This is a genomic window from Clostridium sp. YIM B02500 (assembly GCF_022324665.1).
Classification (GTDB): domain Bacteria; phylum Bacillota; class Clostridia; order Clostridiales; family Clostridiaceae; genus Clostridium; species Clostridium beijerinckii.
Genome location: NZ_JAKGTE010000006.1, coordinates 19,947 through 41,932, shown reverse-complemented (window position 1 = coordinate 41,932; position 21,986 = coordinate 19,947). Strand labels below are relative to the sequence as shown.

Annotated in this window: 19 protein-coding genes and 1 other annotated feature; of the genes, 3 read left to right on the top strand and 16 right to left on the bottom strand. The window is 30.2% G+C overall.

Going from position 1 to position 21,986, the window contains the following annotated elements; translation table 11 throughout:
• Positions 1-216: 216 nt before the first annotated feature.
• The 11 genes from polC to L1S46_RS06500 all read right to left on the bottom strand — a co-directional run bounded on the left by polC (position 217) and on the right by L1S46_RS06500 (position 13,325).
• Positions 217-4,557, bottom strand: a complete 4,341-nt coding sequence (gene polC, locus L1S46_RS06550; RefSeq protein ID WP_238899564.1) for a DNA polymerase III subunit alpha — start codon at positions 4,555-4,557, stop codon at positions 217-219.
• Between the two features lie 365 nt (positions 4,558-4,922).
• Positions 4,923-5,087: a hypothetical protein gene (locus tag L1S46_RS06545; protein ID WP_238899563.1), complete on the bottom strand. Its 165-nt coding sequence runs from the start codon at positions 5,085-5,087 to the stop codon at positions 4,923-4,925.
• A gap of 24 nt (positions 5,088-5,111) precedes the next feature.
• Positions 5,112-5,729, bottom strand: coding sequence for a hypothetical protein (locus tag L1S46_RS06540; protein ID WP_238899562.1), 618 nt, complete (start codon positions 5,727-5,729; stop codon positions 5,112-5,114).
• Between the two features lie 200 nt (positions 5,730-5,929).
• Positions 5,930-7,837 (bottom strand): threonine--tRNA ligase, encoded by a 1,908-nt coding sequence (gene thrS / locus L1S46_RS06535; protein WP_238899561.1) that lies wholly within the window; start codon positions 7,835-7,837, stop codon positions 5,930-5,932.
• A 162-nt stretch (positions 7,838-7,999) separates the two neighbouring features.
• Positions 8,000-8,230, bottom strand: a binding site (T-box leader).
• Positions 8,231-8,760: 530 nt separating this feature from the next.
• On the bottom strand, positions 8,761-9,903 hold the full coding sequence (locus L1S46_RS06530) for a leucine-rich repeat protein (RefSeq protein ID WP_238899560.1): 1,143 nt from the start codon (positions 9,901-9,903) through the stop codon (positions 8,761-8,763).
• A 312-nt stretch (positions 9,904-10,215) separates the two neighbouring features.
• Positions 10,216-10,779 (bottom strand): flavin reductase family protein, encoded by a 564-nt coding sequence (locus L1S46_RS06525; RefSeq protein ID WP_238859526.1) that lies wholly within the window; start codon positions 10,777-10,779, stop codon positions 10,216-10,218.
• Between the two features lie 295 nt (positions 10,780-11,074).
• Positions 11,075-11,734 carry a type A chloramphenicol O-acetyltransferase gene (gene catA, locus L1S46_RS06520; RefSeq protein WP_238859525.1) on the bottom strand — a complete coding sequence of 220 codons (660 nt, stop codon included), beginning with the start codon at positions 11,732-11,734 and terminating at the stop codon, positions 11,075-11,077.
• 186 nt (positions 11,735-11,920) lie between these two features.
• On the bottom strand, positions 11,921-12,586 hold the full coding sequence (locus L1S46_RS06515; RefSeq protein ID WP_238859523.1) for a Type 1 glutamine amidotransferase-like domain-containing protein: 666 nt from the start codon (positions 12,584-12,586) through the stop codon (positions 11,921-11,923).
• Positions 12,567-12,779 carry a hypothetical protein gene (locus L1S46_RS06510; RefSeq protein ID WP_238859521.1) on the bottom strand — a complete coding sequence of 71 codons (213 nt, stop codon included), beginning with the start codon at positions 12,777-12,779 and terminating at the stop codon, positions 12,567-12,569. The genes L1S46_RS06515 and L1S46_RS06510 overlap by 20 nt, the downstream gene beginning before the upstream one ends.
• A 28-nt stretch (positions 12,780-12,807) precedes the next feature.
• Entirely contained in the window at positions 12,808-12,987 is a 180-nt protein-coding gene (locus L1S46_RS06505; RefSeq protein ID WP_238859519.1) for a hypothetical protein, read from the bottom strand.
• Positions 12,988-13,091: 104 nt separating this feature from the next.
• Positions 13,092-13,325 carry a hypothetical protein gene (locus tag L1S46_RS06500; RefSeq protein WP_238859517.1) on the bottom strand — a complete coding sequence of 78 codons (234 nt, stop codon included), beginning with the start codon at positions 13,323-13,325 and terminating at the stop codon, positions 13,092-13,094.
• A 335-nt stretch (positions 13,326-13,660) separates the two neighbouring features.
• Between L1S46_RS06500 and L1S46_RS06495 the strand changes: the two genes are divergently transcribed.
• Entirely contained in the window at positions 13,661-14,158 is a 498-nt protein-coding gene (locus tag L1S46_RS06495) for a DUF4489 domain-containing protein (protein ID WP_238859516.1), read from the top strand.
• Between the two features lie 393 nt (positions 14,159-14,551).
• Here the strand turns inward: L1S46_RS06495 and L1S46_RS06490 are convergent, their stop codons facing one another.
• Positions 14,552-15,418 carry a cell division protein gene (locus L1S46_RS06490; RefSeq protein WP_238899559.1) on the bottom strand — a complete coding sequence of 289 codons (867 nt, stop codon included), beginning with the start codon at positions 15,416-15,418 and terminating at the stop codon, positions 14,552-14,554.
• A 385-nt stretch (positions 15,419-15,803) separates the two neighbouring features.
• Here L1S46_RS06490 and L1S46_RS06485 point away from each other — a divergent pair, with 385 nt between their 5' ends.
• Positions 15,804-16,121 (top strand): hypothetical protein, encoded by a 318-nt coding sequence (locus tag L1S46_RS06485; protein ID WP_077856869.1) that lies wholly within the window; start codon positions 15,804-15,806, stop codon positions 16,119-16,121.
• Between the two features lie 508 nt (positions 16,122-16,629).
• On the opposite strand, the gene L1S46_RS06480 is transcribed toward L1S46_RS06485, so the two are convergent.
• The 3 genes from L1S46_RS06480 to L1S46_RS06470 all read right to left on the bottom strand — a co-directional run bounded on the left by L1S46_RS06480 (position 16,630) and on the right by L1S46_RS06470 (position 19,155).
• Complete coding sequence (locus L1S46_RS06480) at positions 16,630-17,193, bottom strand: nitroreductase family protein (RefSeq protein WP_238899558.1); 564 nt, start codon at positions 17,191-17,193, stop codon at positions 16,630-16,632.
• Between the two features lie 85 nt (positions 17,194-17,278).
• Positions 17,279-17,419, bottom strand: a complete 141-nt coding sequence (locus tag L1S46_RS06475) for a winged helix-turn-helix transcriptional regulator (RefSeq protein WP_197714526.1) — start codon at positions 17,417-17,419, stop codon at positions 17,279-17,281.
• A gap of 860 nt (positions 17,420-18,279) precedes the next feature.
• Entirely contained in the window at positions 18,280-19,155 is an 876-nt protein-coding gene (locus L1S46_RS06470; protein WP_238899557.1) for an SDR family NAD(P)-dependent oxidoreductase, read from the bottom strand.
• A 197-nt stretch (positions 19,156-19,352) separates the two neighbouring features.
• Between L1S46_RS06470 and L1S46_RS06465 the strand changes: the two genes are divergently transcribed.
• Entirely contained in the window at positions 19,353-19,802 is a 450-nt protein-coding gene (locus L1S46_RS06465) for a MarR family winged helix-turn-helix transcriptional regulator (protein ID WP_238859501.1), read from the top strand.
• Positions 19,803-20,393: 591 nt separating this feature from the next.
• Here L1S46_RS06465 and L1S46_RS06460 read toward each other — a convergent pair.
• The gene (locus L1S46_RS06460) at positions 20,394-21,659 is read right to left on the bottom strand and encodes a cation:dicarboxylase symporter family transporter (protein ID WP_017210115.1); all 1,266 of its coding nucleotides are present in this window, start codon (positions 21,657-21,659) and stop codon (positions 20,394-20,396) included.
• Positions 21,660-21,986 lie beyond the last annotated feature (327 nt).

The following is a 21,986-nucleotide window of genomic DNA, read 5'->3' as shown; positions in this document are numbered from 1 at the left end:
TACTAGAAAGAGAGATTACTCTTTTTTGTAGCATTGCATTGAGAATAAAGATGTAAGATTTCTTCATTAGAAGTTGTTCAATTATTGTTTGTCACAATTTTATATTGGGAACAAACAGTAATTGGTACAACTTCTAATGTTAGAAATCATCAGCTTTTATTCTCTAGCAATCGAAAAACAGAGTATTCTCTCTTTCGGTTGAGTATGAATTATAATCTATACTGCGTCAAAGAAACTCATTTGATCACTTTCTGGAAGTCCATTTAAACAATCAAATTTTCTAAGAAGCTCTATGGCAGCATTACCAATCTTTGAACGTTTCTTTACATCATCTACTGAATTAAATTCCTTTTCCTTTGCTGCACTTGCTATACCTTCTGCCGCTACATTTCCCATACCTGCTATACTGTTTAATGGAGGTCTTATTCCATCTTCTTCTAACTGGAATTTTGTAGCACTAGATTTATATAAATCAATTGGAAGGAATTTAAATCCTCTTTCATACATTTCCAAAACTATTTCAAGGTCATCATACATATCCTTATCCTTAGGACCAGCCTCATTTCCAAGAGCCTGAATTTCCTGCATCTTTGCTTTAACCTTTTCTTTTCCAAAGATCATAAATTCTGCATCAAAGGCTTTTGCTCTTATAGTAAAGTATGTTGCATAATAAGCCTGAGGTATATGAACTTTAAACCATGCTATTCTAAATGCCATCATTACATAAGCTGCTGCATGGGCTTTAGGGAACATGTATTTTATCTTTTTACAAGACTCTATATACCATTCTGGTACATCATGTTCTCTCATCATAGCTTCATATTCTGGAAATTTAGGTTCTTTTAAGGCTTTACCTTTACGAACAGTTTCCATTATTTTAAATGCGGTATTAGGTGGAAGTCCTTTTCTAATTAAGTAAACCATGATATCATCTCTGGTACATACTGCATCACTTATGCTGGTAATTACTCCATTATCAATTAAGTCCTTAGCATTTCCAAGCCATACATCTGTACCATGTGAAAGTCCTGATATACATAATAAATCTGAAAAAGTTTTTGGTTTTGTATCTACAAGCATTCCTCTTACGAACTTAGTACCAAACTCAGGAATTCCAAAGGTTCCAACCTCTGAATTTATCTGATTTGGAGTTACCCCAAGAGCCTTTGTGGAGAAGAATAAGGACATAGTATCCTTGTCATCCATAGGAATCTCATGCGGGTCAACCCCTGTTATATCTTGAAGCATTCTTATAACTGTCGGATCATCGTGCCCTAGTATATCAAGCTTCAATAGATTTTGGTCAATAGAGTGATAATCAAAATGTGTTGTTATAATATCTGAGTTAGGGTCATCCGCAGGATGCTGTACAGGGCAGAATTCAAATATTTCTCTTCCCTTTGGTACAACTATAATTCCTCCTGGATGCTGACCTGTAGTTCTCTTTATACCAGTACACCCTACTGAAATTCTTATTGTTTCAGCTTTGTTTATTGTAATATTTTTTTCTTCATAATATTTTTTAACATAACCAAACGCTGTTTTTTCTGCTATAGTACCAATAGTCCCTGCTTTAAATGTTGTTCCCTTTCCAAAGATAACTTCTGTATATCTATGGGCCTTTGCCTGATATTCCCCTGAGAAGTTTAAATCTATATCCGGCTCTTTATCTCCATTAAAGCCCAGGAATGTTTCAAATGGAATATCTATACCATCTTTATACAGATTTTCTCCACAAACAGGACATACTTTATCTGGCAAGTCAAAGCCGTTTAAAACTCCATAATCCTCAAAATCAGAATACTTACATTTAGGACATCTATAATGAGGTGGAAGCGCATTTACTTCTGTTATACCAGTCATATTTGCAACGAAGGATGAACCAACAGATCCTCTGGAACCTACTAAGTATCCATCTTCATTTGATTTCCATACCAGCTTCTGAGCTATGATATACATTACTGAGAATCCATTTTTTATAATAGAATCCAGCTCTTTATCAAGTCTTGCCTGAACTATTTCTGGAAGTGGATCTCCATAAAGTTCATGAGCTTTTTCATAGGCGATATCTTTTATTGTCTGCTCACAGCCTTCTATATGTGGTGGACATTTTTCAGGAGAAATAGGGCTTATTTGCTCACACATATCTGCTACTATATTAGTATTTGTAACTACAACTTCATAAGCTTTTGTTCTTCCTAAATAAGAGAATTCATCAAGCATTTCTTCAGTAGTTCTTAAATATAATGGAGCTTGATTATCTGCATCCTTAAATCCCTGTCCTGCTTCTAATATACGTCTGTATATTTCATCTTCAGGATCTAAGAAGTGAACATCTCCAGTAGCCACTACAGGCTTACCTAATCTTTCTGCAAGCTCTACAATCTTTTTATTAATTTCTTTTAAATATTCTTTACTTGGGACTTGCTCCTGCCTTACTAAGTAATCATTATTTCCTAAAGGCTGAATTTCTAAGTAATCATAGAAATTAGCAATTTCCTCAATTTGTTCTTCTGGTTTTCCAAGAAGTATCGCTTGATATAACTCACCTTCACTGCAGGCACTTCCAATAATTAAACCTTCAGAATATTTCTTAAACATGCTCTTTAATATACGTGGCTTTTTATAAAAATAATCTAAATGAGAATATGATACCAATTTATATAAGTTCTTTAATCCCACGTAATTTTTTGCTAGTATTATTGCATGGTGAGTTTTAACCTTTTTATATGCTACTTTCTTAGCTTCTTCATCGGCTGCATATAAATCTATATCTGATAGTGTTTGTGCGCCTCTTTCTTTTAGCTTTTCAATCATTATGTTAAATACCTTAACAGTTGTATCAACATCATCTAAAGCTCTATGGGCAACTTCAACCTTTATTCCAAGATTCTTAGCAATTCTTCCTAGCTTATAAGATTTATAATCAGGGAATACATCTTGGGCTAATCCTAAAGTATCTACATAGGTAAAATCAAACTCATAGCCTAAAACTTTCGCATTATGCTTTAAGAATCCAATATCAAAGTCAGCATTATGCGCAACTAAAACACTTCCTTCAATAAATTCAAGCAATTTAGGGAAAACTTTATCAATAGTTTCTGCATTTTTTACCATATCATCAGTTATCTTTGTAACCTCTACAACTCTCATAGGAATTGACTTTTGAGGGTTTACAAAAGTACTGAACTTATCTATAACCTTGCCATCCTTAATTTTCATTACTCCTATTTCAGTAATCTTTTCTGTCTGAGGAGAAAAACCTGTAGTTTCTAAATCAAGAACACAGTATACTGTATCAATACTTTCTTCTCTAACATTTGTTACAGATGGCTTTTTATCTGGAGCTAGGTAAGCTTCAACTCCATATATGACTTTCATATCTGGATTATCTCTTCCAAGCAATTTGTGCGCTTCTGGAAATGACTGAACTACTCCATGATCAGTTATAGCAATAGACTTCATTCCCCAGCTCATAGCTCTCTTAATTAAATCACTAGCACTAGACATGGCATCCATCTGGCTCATTTGAGTATGCATGTGAAGTTCTACTCTCTTCACCTCTGAATTATCCTGCCTCTTATATCTCCTTATACCATTTGTTTCAATAACAGTATTAGCAATAAGTTCAACTTCATGAGAGAAATTACTATAGCCTGCATTTCCAGCAAGTCTAAGACCCTTAGCCTTTTTAATTCTAGAAAACACTTCATTATACTCATTAGGTTTTGCAAAAATCTTACAAGTCATCGAATTTGATCCATCATATAAATCAAAAGAAATTAACATTTTTCCACTTCTTAATTCTTTTGATTCCAAATTTGATATTTCACCTTCTAAAGCCACTCTTCCCTCATCAGGTGTAATATCATTAATTTTAATTATGTTTTCCTTAATATTAGCATTTCTTCCTAAAATCAAGAATGGATTACTTGCCTTTTTGCCATCGCCCTCAGCTTTTACTTCTGCCTTACCTTCTTCAACTCTAGGTACTTCAGGAGGATTATTGCTTTGAGTAATTTTTATTTCTTTAATAACTTTCATCTCATTAGCACGTTTATCTTCTGCGATTTTCACCAATTCTTCGCTATCTATTTGATCAATAAAATTGATATTATAATGTTTCCCATACATATGTTTTATAGCTTTATTAATTTGCTTATCATATTCCATGGTTTTTAGAAAACCTGCTACAGGAATTTTAAAATTAAAATTTATAGTGTTTCCTTCTATCTCATATTCACTATTGTTAACTGCTGCCTTTAGTGCAGGATACTTTGTAGATAGGGAATATACAATATTTTTTAATTCTTTTTCTATAGGTCTTATTTCGACCTCGTCACTATACTTTACAATAATTTTAGAATCACTTAATCCGAATTTGTCTTTTATGAAACTATTAAAACTTTCAATTTCTCCTAGCTCAATATAATTATCTGAACTAATTTCCATTTCCAGAACTTTAGTTTTCTTACGCAAGACTACGGATTGTATAACGGCAGTATTTATGCTACCAGCCGATTCATAATCACTAAAAGCTTCATTTATTCTCTTCATACTACTCATTAACCTTTTCTAAAAAATTTTCAGTATGCTACTATTATATAAATTAAACTTGCAATTTGTTAAGCTTCAAAAAAACGCATAGAAATAATTCTATCAAAAAAGTATTCCTATACCTCCTTCATATTTAATCTAGATAATATTTATATCATTTTTTAATCTCAACTAATTTTTCATTTGTAAAATAATTAATCAATTAGTAGTTTTCCGACATCTAAGACATATAAATTAAAATAACAAGCGCAAAATACCATGATTATTTTTCATTAAGCGAAAAAACAGATTGAACTCATAGCAAGTCTATTAGTGCAATTTGCTAATGAAGCATAATGGAAAATAGGCACTTATGAAAAGAGCAGCTATGCTGCAACAAAGAACTTTTCTTGGCAGATGGACTTGTTATTTTTTTGATTACGCCTAACTATCATTCCATAATCTAATAGTGTTGTCAAGGCAAAAGAATGTTTGCTAATTCTATTAGACGTTGAATTCACTGGCAAATTAATAAATAATAAAATTTGCATACATTCTTCTTATAGTAAAACTATTTATTTTAACTCAGAATGGCACTTGCCAACCGTTTCCTTTATTGCCATAGCGTTCTCATTTTCTGATGAAATAACTAACTGACTTATGTAATTATTATTAAATATCTCACAGTAAAATTCCTTACTCATTTCATCAATTTCTTCATAATTTTCACTCAACTTCTGTAATAAATCCTCTTCACTAAGTCCAGCGTTATCTATGAAATAATATAGATTCATTCTATTTACATATTCTTCAATTCTTTTAAAATTATACTTATTTACAACAAATCCTATTACATAATCTTTATCAGTTTTTTTAGTTCCCTTTTTTATGCTAATACCAAACATAGATACTTCTGGTACCTTCTTTATTTCAAACTTCTTATATGCTATTCTTGAAATTCCTAAATGCTCTATTATTTCTTCAACTGGCACCTCATGTTCCACTTGATTTCCAAAATACAACATTCTAGAGTCTAAAACTATTAAACAAAGGTTTTCTCCAATCATTTCATTTAAAACCTTTACTTTAAATTCATCGCTTTTCTTCATTCCATAGTATTCCACGAAAGTTTTAACTCCATCCTCATCTTCTTCGCTTCTTACCTTTAATTTATTCCCGCCAAATAAAAACATATTTTCCTTCTCCTTCATCAAGTGATATATAACATTATAATATATAATTGCTTGTTTAATAAATTAAAAACTGCAGAAATTTAAAATAATATTTTAAATTTCGATGATGTTATCTATATACAATATTAAAAGGAATAATTAAAGTGCTGTTTACTTTAATTATTCCTTAAATTTAATATTTTAGTATTATCTCTACTTAATTATAGAGTTTTATTTTTAACTTCATTATTTATTCTTTCTATTAAATCTTCTAAATTTAATGTTCCCTCATCTCCATTACTTCTGCTGCGTAATGATATATTATTTTCTGCTTCTTCCTTTTCTCCAACAATAATAATGTAAGGAACCCTTTCATTTCTAGCTTCTCTTATTTTATAGCCTATCTTTTCATCTTTCTGATCAATTTCAACTCTTATACCTTCTGAGCTTAATTTATCCTTAATCTTTTCTGAATAGCTATTAAATTTATTTGATATAGGAAGTATTTTTACTTGAACTGGAGAAAGCCATGTTGGGAATTTTCCAGCAAAATGTTCTATTAATATTCCTATAAATCTTTCTATACTTCCAAAGACTACTCTGTGGATTACTATTGGTCTATGCTTTTCTCCATCACTACCTACATACTCTAACTCAAATCTTTGAGGCAATTGAAAATCTAATTGAATTGTTCCACATTGCCAAGTTCTGCCTATGCTATCTTCAAGATGAAAATCTATTTTAGGTCCGTAAAAAGCTCCGTCACCCTCATTTATTTTATATTCAAGATTTAATTCATCTAAGGCACCTTTCAATGAGCTTTCTGCTAATTCCCACTCTTCATCACTTCCCATTGAATCCTCTGGCCTTGTAGAAAGTTCTAAATTATACTTAAATCCGAATTTTGAATACACCTTGTCAATTAAATTAATAACGCCTTTTATTTCTGACTTTATTTGATCTGGTAACATAAATATATGTGCATCGTCTTGTGTGAATGCTCTTACTCTCATAAGACCATGGAGTGCTCCAGAAAGCTCATGTCTATGAACTCGTCCTAATTCTCCAACTCTCATTGGAAAATCTCTATAAGAATGTGATTCTGATTTATAGACTAACATTCCACCTGGGCAATTCATCGGCTTTAATGCAAATTCTTCTTCATCAATTGATGAAGTATACATATTTTCTCTATAATGATACCAATGCCCTGAAGTCTCCCATAGTTTCTTATTAAGCATTATTGGAGTTTCAATTTCAACATAGCCATCTTCGTAATGTAATTTTCTCCAAAAATCTATTAGGGTATTCTTTAATATTACTCCTTTAGGAAGCATAAATGGAAATCCTGGACCTTCTTCTGCAAAAGTAAATAATTTTAATTCTTTTCCTAATTTTCTATGATCTCTTTTCTTTGCTTCTTCTAAATTATGCAAATGTACTTCTAATTCTTTCTTACTAGAAAATGCCACTCCATAAACTCTTTGAAGCATCTTATTTTTTTCATTTCCTCTCCAATATGCTCCAGCAACGCTTAATAATTTAAATGCTTTAATATACTTTGTTGATGGAATATGAGGACCTCTGCAAAGATCTATATAATCGCCCTGTTTATATAAAGATATCTTTTCAGCTTCAGGAAGATCCTTAATAAGTTCTACTTTATATGTCTCTCCCTTTTCCTCCATTAATTCTATTGCTTCGTCTCTAGAAATATCAATTCTTTCAAAGCTAAGATTTTCATCTATTATTTTATTCATTTCTGCTTCAATTTTATTTAAATCCTCATTGGATAATGAGTTTTCAATATCAAAATCATAATAAAAACCATTGTTTATTGCTGGTCCTATGGCAAGCTTTGAATCCTTATAAATTATTTTAACTGCTTGAGCCATAACATGAGAAGTAGAATGTCTTATAACTTCAACTGCTTTTTCATCATCATAAGTTAAAATATTTACCTCATCATTATTTTTTAATTTATAATTTAAATCTACTAATGTCCCATTTACTTCCCCCACTACTGCGACTTTAGCTAAGTTTTTACTAATTGAATTTGCTAAATCATAAATACTAGATTCATCTGCAATTTCTTTTATTGATCCATCTTTAAGTTTTATATTTATCATAAACTTGTTACCTCCTTCTTTAAGATTTTATAACATTCTTTAAAATTTCATAGTATTAGATATATCTATAGATTAATAATCAATAACACAACTTCTTCCAAATTGCGTCTCATACTTTTTTAAATTCATATATTTTTGTACAAAAAAAGCACCCGTCCCAAGCCTTGGGACGAATGCATAATATCCGTGGTTCCACCCAAATTGAATTAAATAAACTCAATTCTTCTCTAAAATTTTTAACGATTTTCACCGATGGCATTTCACAAAATCTGCTAATAAGCCATAGCTCCAGGGTAGTTTTTCTCATAGTCATATTTAGAAATGCTTACAGTCGGTGACATTTCCTCTCTGAAAACTGTACTCTATAATACTTTTCCCTTTCATTGCCTGCGAATATTTAATTATTAAGAGTTACGTGCACTTTGCTCTTATTAATAATAAATACTAGCACTTTTGTAGTATCTTGTAAATAGCTTTTACCACAAAAATTTTCTGTTATAGATATCCAGATTTAAAATTATATTTATGTGTGGCAAAACCGAAATTAGATACAAATTTGTTCCAGCGGACTAATGAAATTTTCGCTGGATAGTTCTAAGTGGAAGGTTGAACCCATTTCTGCATGCTCCAAAAACAAGTTTAGGACAAGCAGAAAATGGAACAACTTTCAACTAAGAACTATCACAACTCAATTTCAAATGCCGCTTTCACAAACATGTATCTAATTTCTAGTATGATTCACAAAAATTAAAGTATAAGTATATCTTTTGGTTTGGATATCTATGCCATAAACTCAGTTAAAACCTTACTTAGATATATACCAGTCGAAATTATAAATATTTTGATTACAAGAAACTATAAAAATAGAGTAGCTTTTGCACTACCCTACAAAACTATTTATTTTTTTGATTTATTATTTATGGCTAAGCACTTACTATGATTTTGCTTGCACTTACACCAGAATTAATTAAAATCTGTTTTAATGTTTGACTCTTTACATAAAATATAGCATTTGTACAATCATAGAATGGATTAATTCCTATGCCATTAGGCATCTTTTGGTGCGTTGCTATGCTTGTTACACTATCTGGAATAGTTATGCTGGTTAAATTTGTGCAGCCTTCAAATGCACTTCTTTGTATACTTGTTACACCATTTGGTATTACTATGCTTGTTAAACTACCACAACCTTGAAATTCATCCTCATTTATGATTGTTATACCATTTGGTATTGTTATGCTACTTAAACTGCTACAACCACTAAATGCACTACAGCCTATGCTTTTTACGCTATCCGGAATTGTTATGTTTGTTAAATTAATACAATTCCTAAATATAGCATCCCCCATATTTGTTACACTATTTGGAATGGTTAAAGTCGTTAAACCACTACATCCAGCAAATGACTGAGGCCCAATAGACTCCACACTATTTGGAATAATTATGCTTTTTAAACTCTTACACCCACTAAAGGCGTATTCATTTATAATTTTCACACTATCTGGAATAGTTATACTTTGTAAATTACTACATCCATTAAATGCATATCTATCTATACGTTTTATACTACTTGGAATATCTACGTGTGTTAAGTTACTACAATTCATACACACTATAGATTCTATACCCGTTGTACTATCTGGTATTGTTATGCTTGTTAAATTCTTGCAGGTAGATGTGGATGTAAATCTTATACGTTTTACCTCAGTACCATCGATTTTATTTGGTATCACGACTGAGCTATCAGAACCGGTATATTCTACTATTGTTCCAGTTGATTTATCAAATTTAAAGTCTCCACTTGTTGTAAGTTCTGTCCATGCACCACTATCATTTAGATAATACCCATCAATTGTTGTATCTTTAGCCATGTAACCTTTAGAATCAAAATAATACCATTTAGAATTAATTAACCTCCAGCCTGTAGCCCATGAACTTCCTTCTGTATACCACCAGCCTCTAGGATCACTCTTCCACTCTGCACTCGCTCCTATTGGATTTAGTGCTAATAACGAAGCTACACATAATGAACTTGCTATTACTTTTATTAGTCTCAAACTTTTCATTCTTTACCCCCTATGTAATTTATCATGTTTAATACAACAATATACAATTATACCATATTTTTAGTATTTTTTTCTATTATTTATTCTACAAACGATTGAAAATTGATCAATAAAAAACGTATTTTAGTGGTATAACACATTAAAAAAAATCGTAAATTCAATTTCTTGAATAATACGATTTTACAATTTGTTATTTAATTTTATTGATTCATGATTTAAGAAAAATGTGAATTTACCATTGTTCAACCATCTTATTTTTATGACTAATAAATCATATTAGAAGATTACGTATGATCCTTATATTAATGCTTGCTATCTAGGTTCATCGGTACTGATGCTCCTATATGTTTTAAATAACGTACCAACTTTATCCTTTAAATCATAGTACCCTGGATACATCATAATTGTTGGTTTAACCTCAAGGGCATTTGGTGTTCCATTTTCCAGACAGTCTTCATTCGCATATACTGCAACAATTTCTCCAATAAACATCGTAAAATCAAATATAGGAATTGTCTGTATTACCTTACAAAGATAATTTACAGGGCATTCTTTTATCATTGGTGCATTTCCTGCATCATCATAAAACGAATCAAATACATTTGATTTATCTTCTTTATTACCAGAGACGCACCCGCAAAGATCAGTCTTATAAATAGATTCAGAGGATGGTATATTTACACTGAAGAATCCATTTTCTACTACACCTGAAGTTGTATAGTGGGAATTTTTCAGTGAAATATACAATACAGGCTTCTCACTTACAACACCATATGCACCTATTGTGGTATAGTTTGGTTTTCCATTAACCATGGCGCCTGCTAAAACTGTAATGAATGGTCCAAAAGGGATATTTGCTATTTTCTTCTTTATCATATTCTTTCTCCAATCTAATTATTTATCTGTTGCAACAATATTAATTATATGGATAAATTGAAAAAAATATAGACTGTTTCTTTTCTGTGAGTTATCATATAGATAGATAATGCCCATAAATAAATAATCTTTGCATCACAATAATTTACTATTACGTTTTATCTTAGTATTGCGCAGTACTTAAGTAAACAAATACCGCAAATTCATTTTTATTGAATAATGCGGTATTTCTTCTATTCTTTATTTTTTATTACTCTATAAATAATGTAATCAAGACATGACTATCTAAATATATTTATTTATTTTCTAACCATTCTTGAAAACTAAACGCTAATTCTTGCATTTCATTAATAAATCTACTAGCATGATAACCGTCACAGATAGCATGATGTACTTGTATTGATATAGGAATAAATATTTTATTTCCTTGTTTGAAATACTTTCCTGCAGTAAAAATAGGAATTAAATATGTTCCTTCATTATACACATTCAAATTAAATCCTGTAAAACTCACCCAAGGAATACTTGATACCGGAAATGTATTGCCAGGCTGATTTGATTTCGGAGTAAACTTCATGATATTTCCATAGTTTTTTATATCATCAAGATAATCACTATAAAAACGTAAAAAACTTTCGTTATATTCCGTCCAAATACTTGAAAATGTTTCGTTTTCTTCATGGAAAATAGTATAGCTTGGATTCATGCTATCCCAATATCCTAAACTACCTTCATGATCAAAACAAATACGGAATTCTTTATGATTATTAACCACAGTTGCAATCATATAAATAAGTGTAGGATAAAATTTAATATTTTTAAGTTTAATTTCATAAAATAAATCGGTTATTTCTATATTGGCAGTCATACTATAAGTACATTTCACATTATTTAAATAATGTTCAAAGTATGGCTTTCTACTCCAATGATTAATATCTATTAAATTAAAATTCATAATTCGGGCCTCCTAAAAATTTTTGTAATTCTATTTTAGAAGGCTTTTTTCCGTGACCTAGCCATTTCAATCTCCTTTTTACAATGATATTTGCGCTTTAGTTTATTATAGCACATTCTGTAATACCGAACTATTCAATTTTCGAAGACCTTTTTTATTTACTACATCAAATCTACATATTGTTTATTACTGTTTGCTAAATGTTTGAATATTCCCTAATAAGGTTATCTTTTTATTATCAATAATTATTCCACCAGTATTTGTAATTGCGTATACTTTCTCTCTCTTTTCTCCTAATACCTTATTAATGTATTTATTCTGAATTTCAGTTTCTCCATAGTGAACTTCAATATCAAACTCCTTAATCAAATTTAGTCCTGTATTGTATGTAAATATTTTATAATCTTCATCTGGAGTAATGTGATATTCTGATATTTGGATCATTGCTCCTGCACTACTGCCAATAATGACACCTGTAAAGTTTTCAATATCATCAATGAAATTAAACTTTTTAAGACGTAACATCATTTTATCTGGCAGACCACCAGTAAAAAATATTATGTTAGCATTTTTTATTTTAACTTTCGCATTTTCCTCTGTATCTTTAAAATAATTTATCCAATTTATATTTTCTTCTTTAATTCCGTAATTCAAAAATGGAACAACGATACTTTCATAATATCTACCATTATTCTTACTATAGGCATTCTGCCAATCATTATCACTACATATATTTTCGCCAAATGAAAATGGAATTATTAAAACTTTATCATTAGAATTTATATATTTCGATACTATATCTTTTGCCCAACTTTCGTGAAAATTATATGAACTAAACAACATATTTACCATAAACATTCCCCCCCTTGTTAATTAAAAACAATTTACTAAGTTTTATAGTATTATCGCCTTCAATCCATTTGAATATCTTTCTAGCAGATTCACATGCACTTGAATTTGCATCGGATGAACCTGATTGTGTTTTAACTTTTCCTGGATGAATTGAAATAACATCTGTATCGTATGATTTAAGTTCTTGTTTCAAGCAAATACTCAACATATTTTGAGACGCTTTAGCGATACGAATATGGAAAATTACGATCCTCAAATTCTCCTGATGCCATTGCACTTAATGATCCTAATCTTGATGTAATATTAACTATTTTCGGCTTTTTAGATTTTTTTAAAAAATCTAATGTCGCTTGAGTGCTTCTAATAATTGCAATACAATGAATATCAAATAAAGACTTCATTACTTCAACCTCCGATTTTAATAATCTTCTTCGTTCGGATATTTAACTATTTCATCTTCTGCACCTTCTAATATTTCTTCAAATATCATTTCAAAAGGTTCTCCCTAAACTACATTATTTGAATCTTCGCTCGAATCATCTTTAAGTCTATTTACAATAAACTCAGCAAATTCTTTTCTTTTACCTCTTTTAACCTTTGCTGGGCCTTCACCATCAAGGTCATAATTGCTTGGACTATTTTCAAATAACCATGCTAAATCTTTTAATGTTATCTCAATTTTTAACTTTGTATTTGTTATATCAAATTTCATTACTTGATCTTCAAATCTTTTACTCATCACTTTACCTCCTGTTTTAGTATTGTGCAACAAAAACATCACAAATTCACTTCTAAAATAATACGATATTTTAACTTAATTATTTATTTTTACTAATACACAATGTAAGGACTACAAGAAGAAATATAACCTTATACAATACATTAATTTTTACTTTAGTTTATAATCAATACCACTTTAACTGTCATATAATTAGGTATAGAAAAGTCTCCTATATTTTATATGATAATTTCAAATGTGTTGCATTTGTATATAATCAATAATATTCCTTACTAAGTCAATTTTTTCTGCTAGCTCTTAATTTATATCAATATAATTAAAAGGAGGATTTCATTATGAATTCAGAATCAAATGTTTATCATTATGATTGCAAAAAAGAAAAAGAACACTGTTCAACTATTTTAAAATGTAGTGGCTCTAGCGGATTAATCTCAGTACCTGCTACTACCCCAGCAACTCCACTAGTACTAGCTACAGTTCCAGTAGGTATTCCTAAATGGTGTAATAATCCTTGTGTGAATATTGAATTTGCATCTAATGTTGAAGTAATCTCAGGTACTGAAGGAGCAACAATTAATATTATAGTAACAATCTTTAAAAACTGTCCTTATAATCTTAGAGTTCCAATAGCCTCTTACAGCTATGGTAGCTCTGCTCTTTTGGCTAGTGCAAGCACTTTTAGCTTCTTTGTCTGCGATTGTAATACTTGTCAATCTAATGAATGCTGCACTTATTCTGCTGAAATAACATTTTCCTCTGCTATAGGTACTGTAGCAACATTAAACAATGCAACACTTTCTGCAATTATTGCTAGTTCAGATTGTAGCTGCTAGAATTTAATAAGTCATTAAGGAAGCATTATGAGTGATGCAGTAATAAATAAGAGAAATTTTCCGAATAAGATGATTCCTCTTATTTTTCTCTCATTATGATATCTATATGATTTGCAAAGATATGATGCTTATTTTACATCATCTAACCTTACTTCTAAACACACATATGTAGCTTAAGAATACTATTACTAATTTAATTATTATAATATAATTTATAAATACCGCATTATTCAATTTTCAAAGATCGAATTTTTATTTTAAATTACTGCACAATATCTACATAGTACGCATAAAAAAATCGCAAATTCCATCTCTTGAATAATGCGACTTTACAATTTGTTATTTATTTTTATTGATTCATGATTTCAGAATGTTATGAATTAACATAATCGATTATTTTATCTGATTTTTCTTTTTGGCTTTATCCTTAACCAGCCAGGTAATTGCTATAAAGTAACCTATAATAGGAGAAATCCCGTATCCCATCAATGGAATTGGGAAGTTCCCAAATTGTGTAGATATCAATATAATAATAAAATATATACCAATACACCTGGATATTAGTTTTGAGTCCTTTTGGGGAAAGATTATAAATGGCAATGGTAATATAACTAATGATATAACTCCTAAAACAAACCATATGATTCCGGTATTAGCTGCAAGACTAAGTATTTCTTCTACATATGATACAGGTGGTAATGCATCTAAATACACCCACGAAACAACAGCCATTATTAAAAGTGCTCCTGCAATACTAAAACGAATTATATTGTTTCTGGTGTTATTCCATATAAGAATAATCATTGGAATTATAAATGCAGTTAACTGCGAAGCATCTGGCTGTCTTAGTAAAAGGAGTGATACAATTATTGTAGTAATTATGGTCACCCTCTGTTTTCCATTCACCAATCCCCCCCATAACTTAATAATCACAATAGGCAAAACTATACTTGCCACATAGAACTTAATTGGTCCAAGAGATATCCATCTATGTACCCCTTCCATTCCTGAATTAATAAGAGTTAGAAATAGTAGTATTACTGAGACAAATATAGTGACGCTCTCAGTATTAATACCTTTCATTTTTTCTTTTCTTGATACAACAAAAGATGAAATCAATCCCCCTATTAATAAACAAAAAATATTTTGTCCAACAGTAAAGACAGCAACATTGTGCAAATACATTACTATCACTCCAATAATGACTGGAGGCGCTGCAATTATTAGTGGTATAAAATTTAATAATCTTACTTTTTTCATTACAAACTCCTTAATAACAGTTCACTTAACTACTGTTGCCCCTTAAGTTTCATGGAGACAATATAGGAATATGGCATACAAACTTTTTTCATATTCCTATTACCATCTTTACAACTTAATATAGTTAGTATTATAAATCAGCTATTATAAATTTTCAATTTAATCCCCATTTATTCACCATTATGTATTAACTATAGCATATTGTGTAAAAATCACATTATTCAATTTTCAAAGAACATTTTATATTTTACTGCGTTAATAGAATTACGTATCAAATCATTTATCAAATTAAATTTCTTTTGAATAATATTATTTAAAACTAATCATAATAATGATAGTTTCTTTAACTATCTACGCTAAAGTTATATTGAGGTGATTATATATCGTGAAAAGATTTAGTATTACATTTTTTCTTTTTTTGTTCTTTTCATTTAATACTTTTATTGTTTGTTCATTAGCTAACTCAAAACCTCTTTCTCAAGGTATCTATACAAGTGAACAATTAAATTTATCTCCAAATAAAATTTATGATTTACAAAACATTTCACCCAATGAATATGTTGTTGTACTTATCTCTGACACTAATGAAATTGTTTACGAGTCTATTGAATTAGCACCTTTATCAAAAAAATATTCCTTTCAACCTCCATTTACTAGCTATTTAGTGACTGTCATTGGCAAAGGAGAAGTTATTATATCTTAAAATATTACTTAAATCTAAAGGCAGGTGAGAATATTTATGAAAAGATCCATTTCTGTATTCTTATTTTTTTCATGTTTATTCTTTGCTAATAACACAATATCTTATGCACAGATATCCTCATATGGTAGCCAAGGTATATATACAATAAATGATTTAAAGTTATCTCCCGATACTAACTATGCTGTTCAAAATAACTCTTTTAACGAACGTGCTTTACTGATTATTTATGACTCTAAACCAAATCTAATTCAACTCATACGATTGATACCGCAATCAAAAAAGTATGATTTAATACCTCTCAAAAATGACTATATAATTATTATACTAGGTAGAGGAACCTTAGATTTTTCTCGAGAGGCATCTAGTTAGGGTCTCTTCATCGCCTTCCTAATACACACTTTGAGTATTGTGAAGTACTGTACATAAAAAACATCACATTATCTATCTATTACTATGATAATGTGATATTTAAATACGTTATTAAATTTTAAACAATACATAAATCTTTTTAATCAAAAATAATTCTATTTTCTTTCCTTGGCTGTGGTTTACCATTTTTAGATATGTAACCAAGAGGAATAATACCATGACATTGATAAGTACTATCTAATCCCCATTTTTCCTTACTTTTCTTACCTAATTCAGTTTCAAATGTTTTTTCTCCTCTTGAAATACAAACAGAACCAATATTTATTTCTGCTGCTTCAAGCATAATATTTTGACTTGCAACACAACAGTCATGAATTGCATAAGGATAATTATCTGGTGCAAATAAATAAATTACTACAGGAGCTTTATAAAAAGCACTTTTAATACTATCATCATCAGCAATACTTCCACTTGATTTATCGTTTCTCCTTGCAGCTCCGAAAAGTTCTCTATTTATCTTTCCCAATTCATCATTTAATCTCTTATCTTGAACTACAACAAATTTTACCGCTTGTAGATTTCCTGCACACGGCGCCCATAAACCAGCCTCTAAAATTTTCTCTAACTCTTCTTTTTTTATCTGTTCTTCTTTAAAAAATCTTATAGATCTTCTTTCTTTTATAACTTCTAAAACTGTCTTCATATAATATCAGCTCCTTCATAAAACTATTATATAACGACTTTTTTTATATAAACATTACGCACAAAAAAGTCTCTATAATCGCTCTTTATACAAATGTCCCCATTGCTTCACTGTTTCGCTTTGGTCCATCTATTAAATCTCTTATAATTAATAGTTTCCACTTACTGCCCAATATCTGTACAGTTGTGGCAACATCACAAACAGGCATATCTTCTTTCTTTATCATAACCTTAGCCTCCGTAATATCTATTAAATAAACTTTCTTTTGTTTAATAAATATTATAACAGATTTTTAAATATCACATCATTCAGTTTTCAAAGAACATATTTTATTTACTTCACCAAATCTACATTATGCATATTTATTTAATAATTCCACATGATAAATTTAATTACTTACTTGTATAACACTCGAATTGTGAAAGGTGGCTACTCAAATGGAACAATCTATACGCTTTGAGCCAAACTCATTGCAATATGTCTTAAATCCTATGCAATATGGTTATAAAGTCATAATAGCTGGTAGTGGTCAATTATCTTTTACATCTTAAATTTCAAAATTCCCAAACTACTTAGCATATTAATTTGAATTGAATTGTTTGAATACTTATTTAAGAATTATATTAATATTTTTAATTATATGAAGTTAACCTTCATATAATTAAAGGAAACCTCTTGATCGTTATTTTTATCTTTTAGTTACTCTTTATTTATAATTCTTTACACTTTTATCCATTAATTTTTGAGTTACTTATTTTTATGGATCTTTTATTATTTTTATCATGAATAATTTCATAAAATACTCATAAACTAAGGATGTCTCCATAATCAGATCTGTACTCCATTTTCAATCCATTTAATGTGGGAATATGATATTTTAATTACGTATTATTTAAGACATATTAACGTATAATATAAATACCCCGCAAATATTAATTATCACATACATATACGCCCCTTTATTGGGGCATTTTTTGTACTCATTTTTAGAATTGTGCAACAAAAAATCGCAAATTCAAATGCTTGAATAATGCGATTTTTACAATTTGTTATTTATTTTTATAAAAGTAGTACTAGTACATTTGTTTACTCTATAAATCCTTTTTGTTGCAACAATTCTTTAGTATCATTCCACAATTTATTTTGCATAGTGCCATCCCCACCAGGATACACAGGAACAATAAGCTTGCCAGTTCCAGCACTAAAGTAGCCACCCGTCACCCCCTGATATTGCGACTCTATTGCTAAACGAAGAATAATATCAGCCCCTTTATGCGGATCTCCTATATGCAAAAATTTTAATATACGTTCAAGTACGGAAGCAAACCAAAGCTCACGTCCAAGACCCGTCACATTAAATCCCGGATCGAGTGCATTAACAGTGACTCCTGTTCCTTTGAATCGGTGTGACAATTCCCCAGTAAACATAATATCGAGCAACTTAGTTTTTCCATAAAGCAAAGATGACTCTCTAGAAGTAAATGTATTAGTATTTATCAAATCATCTGGTAACTTAAGTTCACCATGTTTTCGAGATGCCTCCGAAGCAACGTTGATAACCCTAGCATTTCCTGAATTTATTAAAGATTGTTTTAATGTATAGGTTAATACCCATGGAGCCAAATAATTCACTGCTATCATTTCTGAAAAGCCCTCGGATGTTATTCGCTGCTCAAATGCGTGCAGTCCTGCATTATTCACAAGCACATCAATATTGGGATATGAGGCTTTAATCTCATTTCCGATCTTTCTGACATCTTCCATCAATGACAGATTTCCGAAAAAGAAGTCTATTTCTGTTTTTGGTGCAATATTCTTTATCATCTCTTTAGTCTCTTCTGCTTTCCTTCTGTTCCGAGCAGTCAATACAAGGTGAGTACCTCGTTTTGCTAATTCAATCGCAACGATTTGTCCAAGCCCATTAGTGGCACCAGTGATTACAGCAATTGGTTGAGTATTCACAATAATCCTCCTCCTTAATATTTGTATAATAAATTATTATTTAATATCATGTGTATATACCGTAAATTTAATGTATCGGATTTACTTGACTTGTAATAAATAAATAACTATACTTGACATATATCAAGTATACATTTTTACTTGATATATGTCAAACATTTTATTATATGAGTTAAAATATTAAATTGAGGTGTACTATGGACAATAACACTAAGAGAACACAATTAGAATTGGAACTTGGCGAACAATTAAATGCACTTATAAGTGCCTCACATGCGATCAATGTCAGAACCGCAGCTCGCTTCGATTCAACATTACAGCCCGCAGCCTTTCTGCTTGTCCGTTGGCTTTTCTCATTTGGCCCAACAAGCGCTACAGTTTTAGCAGAATCAGTAGCTATGGATCGCAGCTCTGTAAGCCGCCTTGTCAATCAACTCAAAAGCCTGAGTTATGTGAAAAGTGAAATATCTCCTGATGATCGAAGAGGAATACTATTATCTTTAACTGAACTTGGACGACAAAAAACACTAAATGCTTTAAAAGAAAAGGAATCCATATTCTATGAACGCATTTCAAAATGGGATGATTACCAAATTGAAAAATTTACTGAAATGCTCAGAGATTTTAATAAATCCGATTGCAAATAACATCGTGTACATACGACATACATGTAAAAATAGGCCAAATACTGGATTAGTATCCATTATGCGGCCTTTGCTTGTTTTTTAGCAGTTAATGAACAATAACTTACTATTCTTCATTAATTAGAGCATATTTTGCAAAAATCGCATTATTCAGTTTTTAAAGAACATTTTTATAATTTACTGCGTCAAATCTACACATTGTAACTCTAAATCACAAACTCAATAATACAAGTAATTATAATGACCAGGTCTACAATTGTTTAATATATTCCTACATACTTATTGCCCTTATTAGTTCATTTTGAATCTATGAATTTCGATAATTTAACTGGATTTAACTAATACAATCAATTAATAACAGCATTACTTTCATGCAGAAATCAAAAAAAATAAGCATAGAATATTCTATACTTATTTTTAAAAATTTTCAGTTAAAAGTTCTTAATTGTAGGTTGTTTAACTAATGCTTGTCACAATGAAATTTGGAGCAAGCATTAGTGATGAAACCTGCAATTTAGTACTTTCAGCGATATTTCCATAGTCCTTGAAAATAACATTATTTCTGCTTTTTGAGATTCACATGTTTCTATGTGATTAAGCTGCTTTTTTGATAATGTTCAAATATTTCTTTCCTTTTTCTGTATCATATTTCCCTTCCCATTTGGAAATAACGATAACAGCTAATGAGTTTCCAATTATATTAACAACAGTTCTTGCCATATCAACAATACGATCTATTCCTGCAATGAAAGCTACCCCTTCTACAGGTATACCTACAGAACCAACGGTTGCTAATAAAACAACAAAGGATGCTCCTGGAACTCCAGCCATACCTTTTGATGTAACCATTAGTACAAATACTAAATTTATTTGCGTAGCAATTGGCAGATTTATCCCATATATTTGGGCGATAAAAAGTGCTGCAATCGCCTGATATAAGGTAGATCCATCTAAGTTAAATGAATACCCAGTTGGAATAACAAAAGATGTAATAGCTTTCGGACAGCCATACTTTTCCATCTTCTCCATAAGTTTTGGTAAAACTGCTTCAGAACTTGCTGTAGTGTACGCAAGAATAATTTCATCTTTTAAAATCTTCATAAGTGATATAATGCTTGAACCACACATCTTACCTATCAAGCCAAATATAACAAATATAAAGAAAATCATAGCTACATAAACACTAATAACTAATTTACCTAATGGAATCAATGAGGCTACTCCAAATTTAGAAACTGTTACACCAATTAATCCAAATACTCCAAGTGGTGCAAGTTTCATAATTTGATTAGTTACCCAAAACATTGAATCAGCCACACCTTGGCAAAAAGCAAGAACAGGCTTTCCTTTTTCTCCAATTGCAGCAACACCTAAACCAAACATAACTGAAAAGAATATAACCGCAAGTAAATCACCTTTTGAAAGAGATTCAAAGATATTTGTTGGAACAATATTTAAAAATGTATCTGCAAAACCATGGCTAGATACAGTTTCAGCTGTATTCATATATTTTTCGATACTAACTGACGAAAGTTGTTGAATATTAATTCCACTTCCTGGATGAGCCACATTGGCTACAACTAGTCCTATTACAATGGCAACTGTAGTTACTATTTCAAAATACAGTATAGTTTTTCCTCCTATTTTTCCTACCTGCTTAATATCACCTACACCAGCAACACCAACAACAAGTGATGAAAATACTATAGGAACAACTATCATTTTGATTAGTCTGATGAATATATCTCCAATAGGCTGTAAGTATGATGCTACAACTGGATTGCCATAAAAAGCAGCTCCTATTGCAATACCTAGCACAAGCCCTAGAAGAATTTGAAATGCTAATCCTAATTTTTTCATTTTAATATCCCCCTTCTAAAATGCTGCAACTTAGAATTTTCTCTTTTCAAAAACTTACTACAGAGAATATATTTGATAAAACCTTATAAGTATTTAAAAAGACAAAATTCCAAATTTAAACATACTTAATAAAAAAACAATAGATTTTTATTAAAAAAATAATGTTATTTTACTAAATTTCTTATTGCTTTTATAATCAAGCGCTGACATAATGTCTCACTTTTGAAAATTTATACAAGAAAATTCAATTTCCGCATGTATTATAACATAAAAAATCATTTATTCCTATGTTTTTAAAATTCTGAATAATCAAAAAAATCCATTTTA